The sequence below is a fragment of the Paraburkholderia sp. SECH2 genome, assembly GCF_030464795.1.
GTDB classification, from domain to species: domain Bacteria; phylum Pseudomonadota; class Gammaproteobacteria; order Burkholderiales; family Burkholderiaceae; genus Paraburkholderia; species Paraburkholderia aspalathi.
The window spans coordinates 1-16004 of the sequence record NZ_JALPRH010000002.1 but is presented as its reverse complement, the minus strand read 5'-3'; the positions used below and the strand labels follow the sequence as shown (position 1 = coordinate 16004).

The 16004-nt window shown below is 61.1% G+C and carries 14 protein-coding genes; 3 read left to right on the top strand and 11 right to left on the bottom strand.

Annotation, left to right across the window (positions count from 1 at the left end):
- Positions 1–67: 67 nt before the first annotated feature.
- Positions 68–997, top strand: coding sequence for a class II glutamine amidotransferase (locus tag M0D66_RS04390; protein WP_200565196.1), 930 nt, complete (start codon positions 68–70; stop codon positions 995–997).
- A 119-nt stretch (positions 998–1116) separates the two neighbouring features.
- Here the strand turns inward: M0D66_RS04390 and M0D66_RS04385 are convergent, their stop codons facing one another.
- The 6 genes from M0D66_RS04385 to M0D66_RS04360 all read right to left on the bottom strand — a co-directional run bounded on the left by M0D66_RS04385 (position 1117) and on the right by M0D66_RS04360 (position 6912).
- Positions 1117–1842 carry an amino acid ABC transporter ATP-binding protein gene (locus M0D66_RS04385; protein WP_200565197.1) on the bottom strand — a complete coding sequence of 242 codons (726 nt, stop codon included), beginning with the start codon at positions 1840–1842 and terminating at the stop codon, positions 1117–1119.
- Entirely contained in the window at positions 1839–2516 is a 678-nt protein-coding gene (gltK, locus tag M0D66_RS04380; protein ID WP_054034499.1) for a glutamate/aspartate ABC transporter permease GltK, read from the bottom strand. The genes M0D66_RS04385 and gltK overlap by 4 nt, the downstream gene beginning before the upstream one ends.
- A complete protein-coding gene (locus tag M0D66_RS04375; protein WP_200618173.1) occupies positions 2516–3256 on the bottom strand; it encodes an amino acid ABC transporter permease in 741 nt (246 codons plus the stop codon). The genes gltK and M0D66_RS04375 overlap by 1 nt, the downstream gene beginning before the upstream one ends.
- Positions 3257–3338: 82 nt before the next feature.
- Positions 3339–4232, bottom strand: a complete 894-nt coding sequence (locus M0D66_RS04370; protein WP_054034501.1) for a glutamate/aspartate ABC transporter substrate-binding protein — start codon at positions 4230–4232, stop codon at positions 3339–3341.
- Between the two features lie 265 nt (positions 4233–4497).
- Positions 4498–5811: a Glu/Leu/Phe/Val dehydrogenase gene (locus M0D66_RS04365; protein WP_054034502.1), complete on the bottom strand. Its 1314-nt coding sequence runs from the start codon at positions 5809–5811 to the stop codon at positions 4498–4500.
- Between the two features lie 138 nt (positions 5812–5949).
- The gene (locus M0D66_RS04360; RefSeq protein WP_266209154.1) at positions 5950–6912 is read right to left on the bottom strand and encodes a LysR family transcriptional regulator; all 963 of its coding nucleotides are present in this window, start codon (positions 6910–6912) and stop codon (positions 5950–5952) included.
- A 141-nt stretch (positions 6913–7053) separates the two neighbouring features.
- Between M0D66_RS04360 and purB the strand changes: the two genes are divergently transcribed.
- Complete coding sequence (purB, locus tag M0D66_RS04355) at positions 7054–8442, top strand: adenylosuccinate lyase (RefSeq protein ID WP_200618171.1); 1389 nt, start codon at positions 7054–7056, stop codon at positions 8440–8442.
- A 99-nt stretch (positions 8443–8541) separates the two neighbouring features.
- Here the strand turns inward: purB and M0D66_RS04350 are convergent, their stop codons facing one another.
- The 4 genes from M0D66_RS04350 to edd all read right to left on the bottom strand — a co-directional run bounded on the left by M0D66_RS04350 (position 8542) and on the right by edd (position 13243).
- Entirely contained in the window at positions 8542–9045 is a 504-nt protein-coding gene (locus M0D66_RS04350; RefSeq protein WP_093635466.1) for a gluconokinase, read from the bottom strand.
- Between the two features lie 10 nt (positions 9046–9055).
- Entirely contained in the window at positions 9056–10441 is a 1386-nt protein-coding gene (locus M0D66_RS04345) for a GntP family permease (RefSeq protein ID WP_266209153.1), read from the bottom strand.
- 253 nt (positions 10442–10694) lie between these two features.
- Positions 10695–11336: a bifunctional 4-hydroxy-2-oxoglutarate aldolase/2-dehydro-3-deoxy-phosphogluconate aldolase gene (gene eda, locus M0D66_RS04340; RefSeq protein WP_054034506.1), complete on the bottom strand. Its 642-nt coding sequence runs from the start codon at positions 11334–11336 to the stop codon at positions 10695–10697.
- A gap of 2 nt (positions 11337–11338) precedes the next feature.
- Complete coding sequence (edd, locus tag M0D66_RS04335) at positions 11339–13243, bottom strand: phosphogluconate dehydratase (protein WP_093635460.1); 1905 nt, start codon at positions 13241–13243, stop codon at positions 11339–11341.
- 291 nt (positions 13244–13534) lie between these two features.
- On the opposite strand from edd, the gene M0D66_RS04330 reads away from it, so the two are divergent.
- Positions 13535–14380: a MurR/RpiR family transcriptional regulator gene (locus M0D66_RS04330; RefSeq protein WP_093635458.1), complete on the top strand. Its 846-nt coding sequence runs from the start codon at positions 13535–13537 to the stop codon at positions 14378–14380.
- 192 nt (positions 14381–14572) lie between these two features.
- Here M0D66_RS04330 and M0D66_RS04325 read toward each other — a convergent pair.
- Positions 14573–16004, bottom strand: a 1432-nt coding sequence (locus M0D66_RS04325; RefSeq protein ID WP_266209151.1) for a YadA family autotransporter adhesin, incomplete at its 5' end; no start/stop codon positions are given.

Here is a 16004-nt window from a genome sequence, read left to right as displayed (position 1 = left end):
GGCTCGGTGATATGCTTGGAAAATCATCATTGTAACGGCTCGCCCCGTTCACAGGCTTACCCGCAACATGTGCCAACTTCTCGGAATGAACTGCGCCGCGCCGACGGACGTCACGTTCTCGTTCACCGGCTTTGCGGCGCGCGGCGGCGTCACCGATCACCACGCGGACGGCTGGGGCATCGCCTTCTTCGAAGACAAAGCCTGCCGCCTGTTCATCGACCATCAATCGTCGGCCACCTCGCCGATCGCCGAGATGGTCAAGCGCTACCCGATCAAATCGAAGAATACGATCGCGCATATTCGCAAGGCGACGCAAGGGCACATCCTGCTGGAAAACTGCCATCCGTTCATGCGTGAACTGTGGGGGCGTCACTGGATCTTTGCGCACAACGGCGACCTGAAAGATTATTCGCCGGCGCTCAACGGCGTCTATCAGCCCGTCGGCACAACCGATAGCGAGCTCGCCTTCTGCGCGTTGCTGCAAGGCTTGCGCAAGGCTTTTCCGGGCTGCCAGCCGCCGCTGGAAGAACTGTTCGCGGCGCTCGAAACGCTCACGCGCGAGATCACGCAATTCGGCGTGTTCAATTTCCTGATGTCGAACGGCCAAGCGCTGTTCGCGCATTGCTCGACGCATCTGCACTACATCGTGCGGCGCTGGCCGTTCTCCACCGCGCATCTGGTCGATGCCGACGTGTCGATCGATTTCGCCAAATACACGACACCGGAAGACCGCGTCGCCGTGATTGCGACCAAGCCGCTCACCGACAACGAAGTGTGGACCGCCTTCAAACCGGGCGATCTGCTGATGTTCCAGCATGGCGAAGTGATCGGCCGGGTTAACGTGCCGGTGCCGGCTTCGGTGCTGGAGAAGCTGCTTAATCCGGCGCTGGATGCGTCGGCTTCGGCGACTACGATTGCGGCTTCGGTTGAGGCGGTGGCCACAGCCGCCGAGCTCGACCTCGAAGCCGCGGACGACACCGCCGCTTTCGAATCCTGACCCGGGTTGGGTGGCGTTCGCGAAAGCCTGAAACGTCATCAGACACAAAAAAGCCGCTTCTTTCGAAGCGGCTTTTTTTCTGCAAGGGCCACGTCAACCAACTTGGCCCAGCAATAACCTCAGTGCAGGATCTTCGCCAGAAAATCCTTCGCGCGATCCGACTTCGGATTCGCGAAGAAGTCTTCCTTCCTGTCGTCTTCCACGATCAAGCCCTTGTCCATGAAGATCACGCGGTGCGCGACCTTCTTGGCAAAGCCCATTTCGTGCGTGACGCACATCATCGTCATGCCTTCCTGCGCGAGTTCGACCATCACATCGAGCACTTCATTGATCATTTCCGGATCGAGCGCGGAAGTCGGTTCGTCGAACAGCATCGCGATCGGGTCCATCGACAACGCGCGTGCAATCGCCACGCGCTGCTGCTGACCGCCCGACAATTGCCCCGGAAACTTGTCCGCATGCGCACGCAGGCCGACGCGATCGAGCAGCTTGTAGCCCTTGGTCGTGGCTTCGTCCTTCGAGCGGCCGAGCACCTTGACCTGTGCGAGCGTCAGGTTTTGCACGATCGACAGATGCGGGAACAGCTCAAAGTGCTGGAACACCATGCCGACCTTCGCACGCAACTTCGACAGGTTGGTTTTCTTGTCGGTCAGCGATTGGCCGTTGATGACGATCTCGCCCTTCTGGAACGGCTCGAGGCCGTTGACGGTTTTGATCAGCGTGGACTTGCCCGAGCCCGACGGCCCGCACACCACCACCACTTCACCTTTTTTGACTTCCGTCGTGCAGTCCGTCAGCACTTGAAACTGACCGTACCACTTCGAAACATTCTTGATAGAGATCATCTTGCGACCTTTTTCTGAAGACCTTTGACGAGGCTCGACGCGATCACGCAGATCACGAAATAACACGCGCCCGCGAACAGTACCATTTCAACATTCGTGCCGTCACGGTCGCCAATATTCGTGGCGGTGCGGAAGAAGTCGGCGAGGCTGATCACGTAGACGAGCGACGTATCCTGAAACAGCACGATACCTTGGGTGAGCAGCAGCGGCACCATCGCGCGGAACGCCTGCGGCAGCACGATGAGGCGCATCGCCTGCGGGTAGCTCATGCCGAGCGCAAACGCGGCGTTGACCTGCCCGCGCGGCACCGCCTGAATGCCGGCGCGGATGATCTCCGAATAGTACGCCGCCTCAAAGAGCGAGAAAGCGACCATCGCAGATGCCAGACGAATGTCGATATCCGGCGACAAGCCCAGCACGTTCTGCAGCACCTGCGGCACGATCAGGAAGAACCACAGCAGCACCATCACCAGCGGGATCGAACGGAACACCGTCACGTAGGCCTTGGCAAACCATTCGAACGGCTTGATCGGCGACAGCCTCATGATCGCGAGAAGGGTGCCCCAGACAATGCCGATCACGATCGCGATCAGCGTGATCTTGATGGTGACGATAGCGCCGGTCCACAGCGTAGGCAGTGCGCCCGGAATACCGCTCCAGTCGAAATGATGCATCACTTACCTCCGATATAGCCGGGCAACCGGGTCTTGGCTTCGACCCAGCGCATCAGTTGCATCACGACCAGATTGATCAGCACATAGGCCAGCGTGACCGCGATGAACGACTCATACGTCTGCGACGTGTAGTCGACCAGTTGGCGCGCCTGGGCCGACAGATCCAGCAAACCGATGGTCGACGCAACCGCCGAGTTCTTGAAGATGTTCAGAAACTCGGAGGTGAGCGGCGGCACGATGATCCGGTACGCAACCGGCAACAGCACGTAGCGATACGTCTGCCATTGCGTGAAACCCATTGCCAGACCCGCGGCGCGCTGGCCGCGCGGCAATGCGTTGATACCCGAGCGCACCTGCTCGCACACGCGCGCGGCGGTGAATAGTCCGAGACAGATGATCGATGACGAGAAGAACTGCGCGCCCGGCGGCAGTTGCTTGTACCAGTTCCCCATCGACGCGGGCAGCAACTCCGGTATCACCAGATACCAGATAAAGAACTGCACGATCAGCGGGATGTTGCGGAAGATCGCGACATAGAGCGTGCCGATACCCGACGCCCATTTGTTCGGCACCGTGCGCAGTACACCGAACAACGAACCGACGATCAGCGCGATCACCCATGCCGACAGCGACACGGTAATCGTCACCCAGAAGCCGGACAGCAGCCAGCCCAGATAGGTGGTCGGCTCGCCGGTGGAGACCGGACTCAGCAGAATGCCCCAGTTCCAGTGATATGACATGACCAAGACTCCAGCAAAAAGAAACGGAAGAAGCGCGTGGCCCCTTCCGTTTCGTTCAGCGTTTCAAAAAAACAGCTAAGGTTTAATCGATTGCCTTGTCATTCGGGCTCTTGTAGAGCGCCTTGATGTCATCGCTTTCCGGGAAGGCTAGGTTCAGGCCCTTCGGCGGAATCGGCGATTCGAACCACTTCTTGTAGATCTGATCGGCTTCGCCCGAGGTTTCGACCTTCGCGATCGCGTCGTCGACAACCTTCTTGAATTCCGGATCGTTCTTGCGAATCATGCAGCCGTACGCTTCATGCGATTGCGGCGTGCCGACGATCACGAAATCGCCCGGGTTGTTCGACTTGGCGCGTTCGCCAGCCAGCAGCGCGTCGTCCATCATGAACGCAGCAGCGCGGCCGGTGGAGAGCGTCAGGAACGACTCGCCGTGGTCTTTCGCGCTGATGATGTTCATGCCCATGCTCTTGTCCTGATTCATCTTGCGAAGCAGGCGCTCGGAGGTCGTGCCGGCGGTCGTGACGACCGTCTTGCCCTTCAGGTCAGCGAAGTCCTTGATGCCGGAGTCTTTCTTGGTCATCAGGCGCGTGCCGATCACGAAAATCGTGTTCGAGAACGCAGCCTGTTGCTGGCGCTCGGTGTTATTCGTGGTGGAGCCGCATTCCATGTCGACGGTGCCGTTTTGCACCAGCGGAATACGGTTTTGCGACGTGACCGGGGTGAGCTTGACCTTCAGGTTAGGCATATTTAGCTTTGCCTTGACCGCCTCCACCACCTTCAGCGCGAATTCCTGCGAGTAGCCGATGACATTCTGCTTGTCGTCGTAATACGAAAACGGGATCGACGATTCGCGGTGCCCCAGCGAAATGACACCCGTGTCCTTGATCTTTTTGAGCGTACCAGCGTCTTGCGCATGCGCGCCAACCGTAAACAGTCCGAGAGTCGCGAGCAGCAGCGCAGCTTTTTTAACCTTCATGTGTGATCTCCTTGGCAAGAACCGGCGCCAGTTTAGCAAAGTAATTATTCTGAAAGTATTGCTATAAACCATGTTTGTTGCGCCCGCGCGCCGCTACGAGATTACGGGGGCTTAACCGGGCAATGCAAACACGACGGATACGCAAAGGCGGGCGGCATCGATAGGATGCCGCCCGCCGGGTGAAACACGCGGTCTTGTGGACCACGTCAAAGCAAGGATTCGCAGCGGCCCGCGAGGTGGCGGGCCGCCGTTTCAAGCCAATCGATCAGGGGTACAGTCCGCGCAATTCGCGCGCTTCGAGGATCCGCTTACATGCGACGATAAACGCCGCAGTCCGCACGGACACCTTCTGCTCGCTCGACACTTGCCACACTGCGGCAAATGCTTCGCGCATGACGCGCTCGAGACGCTGGTTGATCTCGTCTTCCGTCCAGAAGAAGCTCGAGAAGTCCTGCACCCACTCGAAGTACGACACCGTCACGCCGCCGGCGTTGGCCACGACGTCCGGAATCACGAGGATGCCGCGGTCGTGCAGAATGTCGTCCGCTGCCGTGGTGGTCGGGCCGTTGGCGCCTTCCACGACGATCTTCGTCTTGATCTTGCCGGCGTTCTTTTCGGTGATCTGGTTTTCCAGCGCGGCCGGAATCAGGATGTCCGATTCGACGGTCCAGAATTCTTCGTTCGTGACTGCGTCGGCTTCCGGGAAACCGCCCACGCCACCGTTCTTCGCCACGTAATCCGCCAGCGCAACAGCATCGATACCGGTCGACTTGTACAGCGAGCCGGTGTGATCCTGCACCGCGACCAGCTTCGAGCCCGCTTCCTGGAACAGGCGTGCGGCGATGCCGCCGACGTTACCGAAACCCTGAACGGCAATCCGTGCGCCTTCGATGTCGACACCAATACGGCGTGCAGCTTCGGAGGCCACCACGAACACGCCACGGCCCGTTGCTTCACGGCGGCCCAGCGAACCACCCAGCGCGATCGGCTTGCCCGTCACGACGCCCGTAGCCGTTTGGCCCTGGTTCATCGAGTACGTGTCCATCATCCACGCCATGATCTGCTCGTTCGTGTTCACGTCCGGCGCGGGGATGTCGGTATTCGGTCCGATAATGATGCCGATTTCGCTCGTGTAGCGGCGCGTGACGCGCTCCAGCTCACCACGCGACAACGTACGCGGATCGACACGGATACCACCCTTCGCACCGCCGTACGGCACGTTCACAGCAGCATTCTTCACCGACATCCACGCCGACAGCGCCATCACTTCCGACAGCGTCACGTCCTGGTGATAACGCACACCGCCCTTACCCGGACCGCGCGACACGTTGTGCTGCACGCGATAGCCTTCGAAGTGCGCGACCGTGCCGTTATCGAGTTCGATAGGCACATCGACGATCAGAATGCGCTTCGGGCGCTTCAGGGTTTCGAGCCAGCGGGACAGCGAACCGAGGTACGGCGCGACACGGTCGACCTGACGCAGGTAGTTGCCCCACGGGCCGAGGTCATCTTTATTCAGGTAGGAAGGAACAGACTGCAACGTTGACGCGGATTGTGCTGCTTGTTGCTGGGATGACATGAACGCTCCGGCGTTGATCGAGTGACAGCATTGTCGAAAAACGCCGTTTTGAAATCCAATGCCGTTTCATTATCCGATTATGTTTTTTGTGCATAACCATCAAAAAGCCGCAAATTCGCGTCGTGGGGAAGCAGGTTCTCAGGCCGCGCTTGCGCGTTGGGCGATCTCCTCGGACACCACATCCCACAGTTGCCGCACGAGTATCTGCCGCGCATCGTCGATCTTCGCTACGAGCTTGTCGCGATAGAGCCGGATCTCCATGGTTAGCGTGAGTTGCCCCTCAGGCGTGCCGCGGGTCGCGCGGTCGAGCCGGATCAGCTTGCCGTCGGCGACTGCGTCTTCTACGGCGCTGTGTGGCAGGAAGGCGATGCCGTGGCCGGCCAGCGCCATGGCCTTGAGCCCCTCGGCCATGTCGGTTTCGTACAAACGGTCGAGATACAGGCGCTCCGGCGCGTTGGCGAGGATCACCTCGGTCATGCGGCCCAGATACGCGTTTGGCGTGTAGGACAGATAGGGCGTGGGCGCCTCGGGGGTACCCGGCAACGTGTGACGCGCCCGGCCCGCTCGGCCCGGCGCGGAGAACGGGCTGATCGGCTCGTTGCCGAGCGTGAGCATGTCGTAGCGCGCCGGATCGAGCGCGACCGGATGACTCGGATGGTGGTAGCCCATCATTAGATCGCAGCCGCCTTCCACCAGCGACAACGCCGCATCGTGCACGTTCAACGCCCGCAGCCGGGTGTGAATCGGACCCATCTGCGCTTCGATGCGCTGCAGCCAGCGCGGGAAGTAAGTGAGCGACAACGTGTGCGGCACCGCGAACTCGATGGTCGCCTGCGGCGTGGCCGTATGGCCGCGCAGTAGCGCGCGCGCCTCGTGAAACTGCGACAGCATCGCGAGCGCCTGCTCGTTGAACACCTGGCCGGCAGCAGTTAGTCGCGTCGGATAAACCGAACGGTCGATCAGTTCGGTGCCGAGCCACGCTTCGAGCGCCTGAATCCGCCGCGAAAACGCCGGTTGCGTGACATGACGCAGTTCAGCCGAGCGGCTGAAACTACGCGTTTCCGCGAGCGAAACGAAGTCTTCGAGCCATTTCAGTTCCATGCGAAGCCTGCTGCCAGCGGGAGGGAGGAAGTCAGCATTCTAGCGGCGCGGGGTGGTGCCGCCGGGTTGAGTGGTAAAATTCGCGGTTCCCTCCGTTCCCGATCCGCTCGCTGAGCGCTCGCTTTGACTCCGGCCCCCATCATGTCCGACACCCGCCCCGACACCCTTTTCGCGCTGAACGCGCTCTCGCCGCTCGACGGCCGTTACGCCTCGAAAACCGAAGCCCTGCGCGACTGGCTCTCGGAAGCCGCTTTCATGCGCAATCGCGTGACGGTTGAAATCCACTGGCTGATCGCGCTCTCGCACGCCGGTTTCGCCGAAGTGCCGCGCTTTTCCGAAGCCGCCGAACAATTCCTGCTGCAACTGGCCGAGCGCTTCACCGCGCACGACGCCGCGCGCATCAAGGACATCGAACGTGTGACGAACCACGACGTGAAAGCGGTCGAGTACTGGCTGAAGGAATCGGTGAAGGGTCAGGAAGAGCTGGAACGCGCGAGCGAGTTCATCCACTTCGCCTGTACCTCGGAAGACATCAACAACACCTCGCACGGCCTGATGCTCGCCGGCGCGCGTGAACACGTGATCCTGCCGGCACTGCGCTCGGTGTATCAGCGCCTCGTTGCGCTGGCTCACGCGCAAGCCGAACAGCCGATGCTGTCGCGCACGCACGGCCAGCCGGCCAGCCCGACCACGCTCGGCAAGGAAATCGCCAACGTCGCCGCACGTCTGGAACGCGCGATCGACCGTATCGCCAAGGTCGAGCTGCTGGGCAAGATGAACGGCGCGGTCGGCAACTTCAATGCGCACCTGTCCGCATATCCGGAATTCGACTGGGAAACGTTCTCGCGCGAAGTCGTCGAACAGCGCCTGAAGCTCACGTTCAATCCGTACACGATCCAGATCGAACCGCATGACTACATGGCCGAACTGTTCGACGCCGTGTCGCGCGCCAATACGATCCTGCTAGATCTGGACCGCGACGTGTGGGGCTACATCTCGGTCGGTTACTTCAAGCAACGCACGAAGGCCGGCGAAATCGGTTCGTCGACGATGCCGCACAAGGTCAATCCGATCGACTTCGAAAACTCGGAAGGCAATCTCGGTCTCGCCAACGCCACGCTGCGCCACCTCGCCGACAAGCTGCCGATTTCGCGCTGGCAGCGCGACCTGACCGACTCGACGGTGCTGCGCAATATGGGCGTCGCGTTCGGCTACTCGCTGCTCGCGTACGACTCGCTGATCCGCGGTCTGGACAAGCTCGAAGTGAACGCGCAGCGTCTGAACGAAGACCTCGACAACTGCTGGGAAGTGCTGGCCGAGCCGGTGCAAACGGTGATGCGCCGTTACGGCATCGAGAACCCGTATGAGCAGTTGAAGGAACTGACGCGCGGCAAGGGCATCACGCGTGAAGCGCTGCAAACGTTCGTGACCGGTCTCGCGATTCCGCAAGATGCGAAGGATCGTTTGCTCGCCATGACGCCGGGTTCGTATATCGGCAAGGCAGTCGAACTGGCCAAGCGGATCGCTTAAGACCCAGTCACTGCCTTGCAGCTTCGGCCATAAAAAAGGCGCTCACAAACGTGAGCGCCTTTTTTTCATCGTGCAACGTCAGCGGGTTTAACTAAAACCTCACCGCTCCGTCATCTGCCTCAACACCTCGTCGACGATCGCCTCTGGCGACAACTCGATGCTCACCGTGATCGCTTCATCCGGACCCGGCTCTTCGAGCGTATCGAGCTGACTCTGCAGCAGCGACGGATCGAAGAAGTGGCCAGTGCGCGTGGTCAGCCGCTCGCGCAGCACCTCGAACGAACCCTTCAGATAGACGAAACACACGTCCTTATCGCCGTTGCTCCCGCCGCGCAGAACATCGCGGTATGAGCGCTTCAGCGACGAGCACGTGAACACCGCCTTCTCGCCCGCCCGCTGCTTCTCTTCGATCGCGACACGGATGGTTTGCAACCACGGCCAACGGTCTTCGTCGGTCAGCGGAATGCCGTGGTGCATTTTCTCCTTGTTGGCGGCGCTGTGAAACGCGTCGCCGTCGGTGAATGCGCAGTGCAGGCGTTCCGCCAGCATTTCGCCAATCCTCGTTTTGCCGGCGCCCGACACGCCCATTGCGATCAAAATCATCAAAAACTCCTTACACGACCGTCGCGAGCGCGAAAGTCAAACCCAAGCCCATCAGGGAAATAACGGTTTCGAGGAGCGACCACGTCTTGAAGGTCTGCCCCACCGTCATACCGAAGTATTCCTTGATCAGCCAGAAACCGCCGTCATTCACATGCGAGAAAATCAGCGAGCCCGAACCGGTGGCGAGCACCAGCAATTCCGGCGTGACCTGCACGCCGCTCGCCGAAGCGATCGGCGCAACGATGCCGCAGGCCGTCGTCATCGCAACGGTTGCCGAACCCGTAGCCAGACGAATCAGCGCGGCCACCAGCCAGCCGAACAGCAGCGGCGACAGATGCATGGCCGTTGCCACGTTGACGATTTCCTTCGAGATGCCGCTATCCATCAGCACGCGCCCGAAGCCGCCGCCCGCGCCCACGATCAGCGTGATGCCCGCGATCGGCGCCAGACATTCGCCGCAGAACTTCTGGATCTGCTCACGATTGAAGCCGCGGCTCGCGCCGAAGGTCCAGAAGCTGACCAGCACGGCGATCAACAGCGCGACGTCCGAGTTGCCGACGAAACGCAGCAGGTCGTTCGCCAACGTCTTCGGCGTAAACACGAGGTCGGCCCAGCTGCCGACCAGCATCAGAATCACCGGCAGCAGAATCGTGAACAACGTGATGCCGAAGCTCGGCAACTCGCGCTTCGGCGCCGCGCTCCTCGCGTTATTCTGCGCGTCGTCACCGTGGCCGAGGAATTGCGCGGCGAGCGGATTGTTCTCCGGCAGCTTGATGTAACGGCTGATCAACAGTGCGAACAGCGGACCAGCGACGATCGCCGTCGGCACGCCCACGATCAGCCCGTACGCAATCGTCTTGCCGATGTCGGCGTGATACGCCTGCACCGCGAGCATCGCGGCCGGGTGCGGCGGAATCAGACCGTGCACGACGGACAGGCCCGCAACCATCGGCAGGCCGACCAGCAGTAGCGACTTGTTGGTGCGTTTGGCGACGTTGAACGCAATCGGAATCAACAGCACGAAGCCGACTTCAAAAAACACCGGCAAACCGACAATGATCGCCACGACCATCATCGCCCAGTGAATATGCTTCTCGCCGAACTTGTCGATCAGTGTGGTCGCAATGCGCTCGGCGCCGCCCGATTCGGCCATCATTTTGCCGAGCATGGTGCCGAGGCCGACCACGATCGCAATGTGGCCGAGCGTGTTGCCGTTGCCGGTTTCGAACGATTTGACGATCGTGCCGATCGGCATGCCGGATGCGAGACCCAACAGCAGCGAAACGATGATCAGGACGAGGAACGGGTAAACCTTGTAGCGGGTGATCAGCAGGATCAGAAGTGCGATGGCGATCACCGCGAAGACCAGCAGCGTGCTGCCGTGGACAGCTTCCATGAAGCTCCTCCTTTGCGTTATTGATTGTTGGTGCGGAACACAGCTGGCACCTGTCTCACGGCGACCTCGAGCGGTGCCTGAAAACCCGGCAAGCCGCGCGGACGCTGAATTTTACTGTTTGTTGTCTTTAAAAGCGCGTGAATCCGGCACGCACATCGCAAAGGAGCCTCGGCGCGACAGCCTGACAGGCTGTTTCGACGAGGCTCCTTTGTGTAGGACCTGGTTACTGGACTAAAGTACGGGCCGTTTCAACTCAATGGGCAGGCGCGGCCAGCTCGCTGGCGGCACGTGCGAGACGCGTAACTTCATCCCAGTTTTGCGCGGCAAGTGCGGCCTTCGGCGTCAACCACGATCCGCCCACGCACACCACATTCGGTTGGGCCAAGAAGTTGATGGCGCTTTCGGCCGTGATGCCGCCAGTCGGGCAGAATTTCAACGTCGGGAACGGGCCGTAAAACGCCTGCAGCATCGGGATACCGCCGGCTTGCTGCGCCGGGAAGAACTTGACGATTTCGTAGCCGAGTTCGAGCGCCGCGATAATGTCGCTCGGCGTCATGACACCCGGCAGCAGCGGCAAACCCGCATCCTGGGCTGCCTTGTGCATGTCTTTCGTCAGACCTGGCGACACGCCGAATTGCGCGCCCGCTTTCTTCGCCTGAAAACAATGCTCGGGCTTCGTGATCGTGCCGACTCCAACCACGATGTCTTCGGACAGCTGGCTCGCGCGTTCGATCGCGCCGAGCCCCGCAGCCGTGCGCAGCGTGATTTCGAGCACCTTCACGCCGCCCGCATGCAGCGCGCGCGACACGTTTTCGCCCTGTTCGACCGAGTCGAACGCGAGCACCGGAATCACCGGGCCGAGGCGCACGATATCGCTTACTGTTTTCGCCGTCATAGTCAGACTCCTTGTTTCTGCAGCTCGTGGCTGGCTTGAGTGGTGCTTGAGTGTGCTTTCTTGTGTCCGCCGTGCTCGCCCACCATCGGACCGAACACCGAGGCGCCCTGCTCCGCCGGCGCTGCCGCCGCACGAAACACGCCGAACAGTTCACGGCCGAAGCCGACTTCGTTTTCCGCCTGATGCTGCGGCAACGCTTCCGGCCGCGCCGCCCATTCGGCTGCATCGATTTCGATGTCGAGCACGCCTGCGTCTGCATCGATCACCAGCATGTCGCCCGTGCGAACCTTGCCGATCGGGCCTTGCAGCAAGGCTTCCGGCGACAGGTGAATCACCGCCGGCACTTTGCCCGACGCGCCGGACATGCGTCCGTCGGTCACCAGTGCAACGTGAAAACCTTGATCCTGCAACACACCGAGCAACGGCGTCAAACGATGCAGTTCGGGCATGCCGTTTGCGCGGGCGCCCTGGAAGCGCACCACGGCGATGAAATCACGCTTGAGTTCGCCGTTGTCGAACGCCGCCTGCACGGCTTCCTGCGAATCGAACACAATCGCTGGCGCCTTCACCTTGCGATGCTGCGCTGCGACCGCCGAAATCTTGATCACGCCGCGGCCGAGTTTGCCCTGCATCAGACGCAAGCCACCGTCCGGCTGGAACGGTTCCTTGATGCCGCGCAGCACCGCCGTGTCTTCGCTCTTTTCCGTGCCCGGCACCCATTGCAGCTTGCCGTCGAGCAGCTTCGGCTCTTCGGTGTAGTGATGGAGACCCTTGCCCGCGACGGTGTTCACGTCTTCGTGCAGCAAGCCGCCTTCCAGCAGATTGCGAACCAGGAACGCGACGCCGCCTGCGGCGTGGAAGTGGTTCACGTCGGCCTTGCCGTTCGGGTAAATCTTGGCGAGCAGCGGCACGGCTTGTGACAGCGTGTCGAAGTCGTCCCAGTCGATCACGATGCCGGCCGCGCGCGCGATTGCGACGAGGTGCAGCGTGTGATTGGTCGAACCGCCCGTTGCCAGCAACGCGACGATGCCGTTGACGATCGCTTTTTCGTCGACCACGTGGCCGATCGGCATGTAGTTGCCGCGATCTACCGTCAGGTCGAGCACGCGGCGTGCGGCCTGCGCGGTCAATGCGTCGCGCAGCGGCGTATGCGGGTGCACGAACGCCGAACTCGGCAGATGCAGGCCCATCACTTCCATCAGCATCTGGTTGCTGTTTGCCGTGCCGTAGAACGTGCAGGTGCCCTGGCTGTGATACGCGGCGGCTTCTGCTTCGAGCAGCGCGTCGCGGCCGCATTGGCCGGTGGCAAACAGCTGGCGTGTCTTGGCTTTGTCGTCATTCGACAGGCCGCTGCCCATCGGGCCGGCCGGCACGAAAATCGTCGGCAGGTGGCCGAATTGCAGCGCGCCGATCAGGAGGCCCGGCACGATTTTGTCGCAGATGCCGAGGCACAGCGCCGCGTCGAACATGTTGTGCGTGAGGGCCACTGCGGTGCTCATCGCGATCACTTCACGCGAGAACAGCGACAGTTCCATGCCCGCGTTGCCTTGCGTGACGCCGTCGCACATGGCCGGCACACCGCCCGCGAATTGCGCGACGCCGCCGTTTTCACGCGCGGCTTCTTTGATGATGTCCGGGTAGTTTTTGTACGGCGCGTGCGCGGACAACATCTCGTTGTAGGAGGACACGATGCCGATGTTCGGCTGGCGAATCTGCTTGATGACGAGCTTGTCGTGGCCTTCAAGACCAGCAAACCCGTGCGCCAGATTGGCACACGAGAGCGCGCCGCGTGCCGGGAATTTGCCCTGGGCGTGCTCGATACGGGCCAGATACGCCTCGCGAGTGGGCTTGCTGCGCTCGACCACGCGTTGCGTGACCTTCAACAATTGCGAATGCGGGGAAACCATCGGAGCTCCTTCGTCGCTGGCGTGAGGCGTAGGCGCACTATGCCAGGCAGGTATCGCGGGGATGTCGAAACAGTCGACGTCGCAATGTTAGTAGAAAAACTACACGATCGCAATCGCGACTCCTGTTGCATTGCGACATTTTTGAATGGCCGGATTGCCTTACTGGCTTTGCTTTGGCGGTGTATGCGGCAAAAACCAGGGAATACACCTACGGCCCGATATGTAGTTTTTGTACCTTCTTCAGCAATCAGATATAGTCCACGCATTCTTCAGCATAGTGCGAGTTTTCCGATGATGCTGTCCCAGGTGGAAGAGATGCGCGATCAGTTGCGTCCGTCAGAACGCAAGCTGGCCGATTACGTGATCGAAGCACCGCGTGAGGTACTCGATCTCTCGATGACCGAAGTGGCCGCGCGCGCGGGTGTCAGTCAGCCGACCATCGCGCGGTTCTGTCATGCGCTGGGGTTTTCGGGCTTCCGCGAGTTCAAGATCCGGCTGGCGCAGGGCATAGCCGCGGAAGTGCCGGCCGTCTACCGGGATGTGCGGCCGGATGAGCCGACGCCGGGCGTCGCAGCGAAGGTGCTCGACCGGACCATCGGCGCGCTGATCCAGGTGCGCAACAATTTGTCGTCAGATAGCGTGGCGGCGGCGATCGCGCTGCTGGCGCAGGCGCGGCGCATTGAGTTTTACGGCGCGGGCGGTTCGGGTATTGCTGCGCTGGATGTGCAGCACAAGTTTTTTCGCCTCGGCATGCCGAGCGTTGCGTATTCGGATCCGCACACGTTTCTGATGTCGGCGGCGCTGCTTGGTGAAGGGGATGTGGTGGTGGCGATCTCGAATACCGGACGTACGCGCGATATCGTGGACGCAGTGAAGTCTGCGTTGGCGGCGGGCGCGAAGGTGATTGCGATCACGCACGGCAATTCGCCTTTGGCGCGACTGGCGACGGTCGGCTTGTTCGCCAATGTCGATGAAGACACGGATATTTTTTCGCCGATGACCTCACGCGTTTCGCATCTGGCGATCGGCGATATTCTGGCAGTGGGGGTCGCGTTGAGCCGCGGGCCGGAACTGGTCGAGAAGCTGGCGCAAGCGAAGGAAGTGATCAACCGCAGAAGGATCGATCCGAGGACGTAACACGAAACCCTGTTGGCTCTGATCGCGACGCAAGCGCGGTGCGATGCAATCGGGTCTGACGAGCGCCGTGTTACCGGCACCAAAAAAATAAGGCGGACTCCCCGAAGAGAGCCCGCCTTTTTACTACCTACCTAAGACCGGTTCACGAAAAGCACCTAAGCTGCAGCGCTTTCCGCAACCATCACACGACACTTACCACTGGTACGCGGCACCCACGCCATAAGTCGTATCCGCCGAGCTGATCCCTGCACCGGCCTTGATCTTCAGGTTCTGGGTGATACGCGCCGACATGCCCAACGATACAGCCTGATAGCCCTTGTAGTTGCCGGTACCAACGCCGACTGCGATCGTCTTGCCCGGATCGACGTCCGGAATCATCGTCAACGCTGTAGCGGCTGCAACACCGCTATAAGCGTTACGCGCGACCGAGCCGATACCCTGCTGGAACTGACGCATGTTCACGGCGTCGGTCGGGCCTTGGCCGTCAGCGACGTTCGTGATACGGCGCTCGTTGCCCGGCGAACCCACCGATACCGTGTTGGCCTGATCTGCCACCGAGCCTGCGCCGAGTGCCACCGAGTTGTCGCCACTTGCCTGAGCGCCACCGCCCATCGCCATCGAACCGCTGCCGGTCGCCGATGCTGCCGGACCACCTGTGTCAGTCGCGATGCTGCTGCTGCCGGTCGACTGCTGGTTCTGCACCGCCTGGTTCAGGTTAGCCACTTGCTGGTTGGTATTCCACAGCTGCGAGCCAGTTACGGCATCTGAGCTCGTCGCCGACAGTTCACCGTCCTGCAAATTGGTCAGCTTCACCTTCGGCGCGCTGGCCGAACCGCCCAACGTCACCTGGTTGTGTGCCGCGCTGTCATACGACACCGCGTTCGCCACCGAGCCGCTCATCGTGCCGACGGTAGTCTGCAGGCTAGCGATGTCCGACGTGTTCTGCGTTACACGACCGTCGATGTTGGTGATTGCTGCGCCGACGCCGCTCACGGTCGTGCCACCCACGTTGTACGTGGGCATTGAGATCGTGCCGTCCTCATTGACGGTCGAACCGCCGCCCAAGGCGTCTGCCGTACTCTGGGCGTTTGCATGCAGTTGCGCGCCGTTCACCGCATCGCTGCTTGACGCATTGACCGCACCTGCCGCCACTCCCGTCACGACGCGGTTGCCCGCTGTGCCGGCCATATTGACCCGCAGACCGTCCGTAGCCGCACCAACAAGGATGTCGCGCGAGGTCTGATCTTGCGTGACCATGCCGATACTGCCGTTGTTGATCTGCGTCTGCAGCGTCGACAGACCGTTATCGAGCGAATCGAGTGCGCCGCCGACCGTGTTCTGCGTGCCGCCTTGCACGTGGTACGTCGGGCCGGTGACCGAACCATCGGCATTGACCTGCGCACCGCCGCCGAGCGACGCAACAACCGGACTCAACTGACCAACGTTGACTGCGGAGTTGCTCGTCGTGCCGGCTGCGACGCCGACCAGTTCACGCGCACCTGCGGTGCCCGCGAAGTTGACGCGCGTGCCGTCCTTGTCGCTCGCAACCGTCAGATCACGTGTGGTCTGATCCTGCTGCACCAGGCCCAGTTCGCCGTTGTTGATCTGGTTCGTGATGTTGCTC

Excerpts from the sequence above, each read along its gene's own strand:
- edd (WP_093635460.1), bottom strand. The coding sequence starts at position 13,243 with ATGGTTTCCCCGCATTCGCAATTGTTGAAGGTCACGCAACGCGTGGTC.
- M0D66_RS04350 (WP_093635466.1), bottom strand. The coding sequence starts at position 9,045 with ATGATTTTGATCGCAATGGGCGTGTCGGGCGCCGGCAAAACGAGGATT.
- M0D66_RS04360 (WP_266209154.1), bottom strand. The coding sequence starts at position 6,912 with ATGGAACTGAAATGGCTCGAAGACTTCGTTTCGCTCGCGGAAACGCGT.
- M0D66_RS04385 (WP_200565197.1), bottom strand. The coding sequence starts at position 1,842 with ATGATCTCTATCAAGAATGTTTCGAAGTGGTACGGTCAGTTTCAAGTG.
- M0D66_RS04365 (WP_054034502.1), bottom strand. The coding sequence starts at position 5,811 with ATGTCATCCCAGCAACAAGCAGCACAATCCGCGTCAACGTTGCAGTCT.
- M0D66_RS04370 (WP_054034501.1), bottom strand. The coding sequence starts at position 4,232 with ATGAAGGTTAAAAAAGCTGCGCTGCTGCTCGCGACTCTCGGACTGTTT.
- M0D66_RS04330 (WP_093635458.1), top strand. The coding sequence starts at position 13,535 with ATGATGCTGTCCCAGGTGGAAGAGATGCGCGATCAGTTGCGTCCGTCA.
- gltK (WP_054034499.1), bottom strand. The coding sequence starts at position 2,516 with ATGCATCATTTCGACTGGAGCGGTATTCCGGGCGCACTGCCTACGCTG.
- purB (WP_200618171.1), top strand. The coding sequence starts at position 7,054 with ATGTCCGACACCCGCCCCGACACCCTTTTCGCGCTGAACGCGCTCTCG.
- M0D66_RS04375 (WP_200618173.1), bottom strand. The coding sequence starts at position 3,256 with ATGTCATATCACTGGAACTGGGGCATTCTGCTGAGTCCGGTCTCCACC.
- M0D66_RS04345 (WP_266209153.1), bottom strand. The coding sequence starts at position 10,441 with ATGGAAGCTGTCCACGGCAGCACGCTGCTGGTCTTCGCGGTGATCGCC.
- M0D66_RS04390 (WP_200565196.1), top strand. The coding sequence starts at position 68 with ATGTGCCAACTTCTCGGAATGAACTGCGCCGCGCCGACGGACGTCACG.
- eda (WP_054034506.1), bottom strand. The coding sequence starts at position 11,336 with ATGACGGCGAAAACAGTAAGCGATATCGTGCGCCTCGGCCCGGTGATT.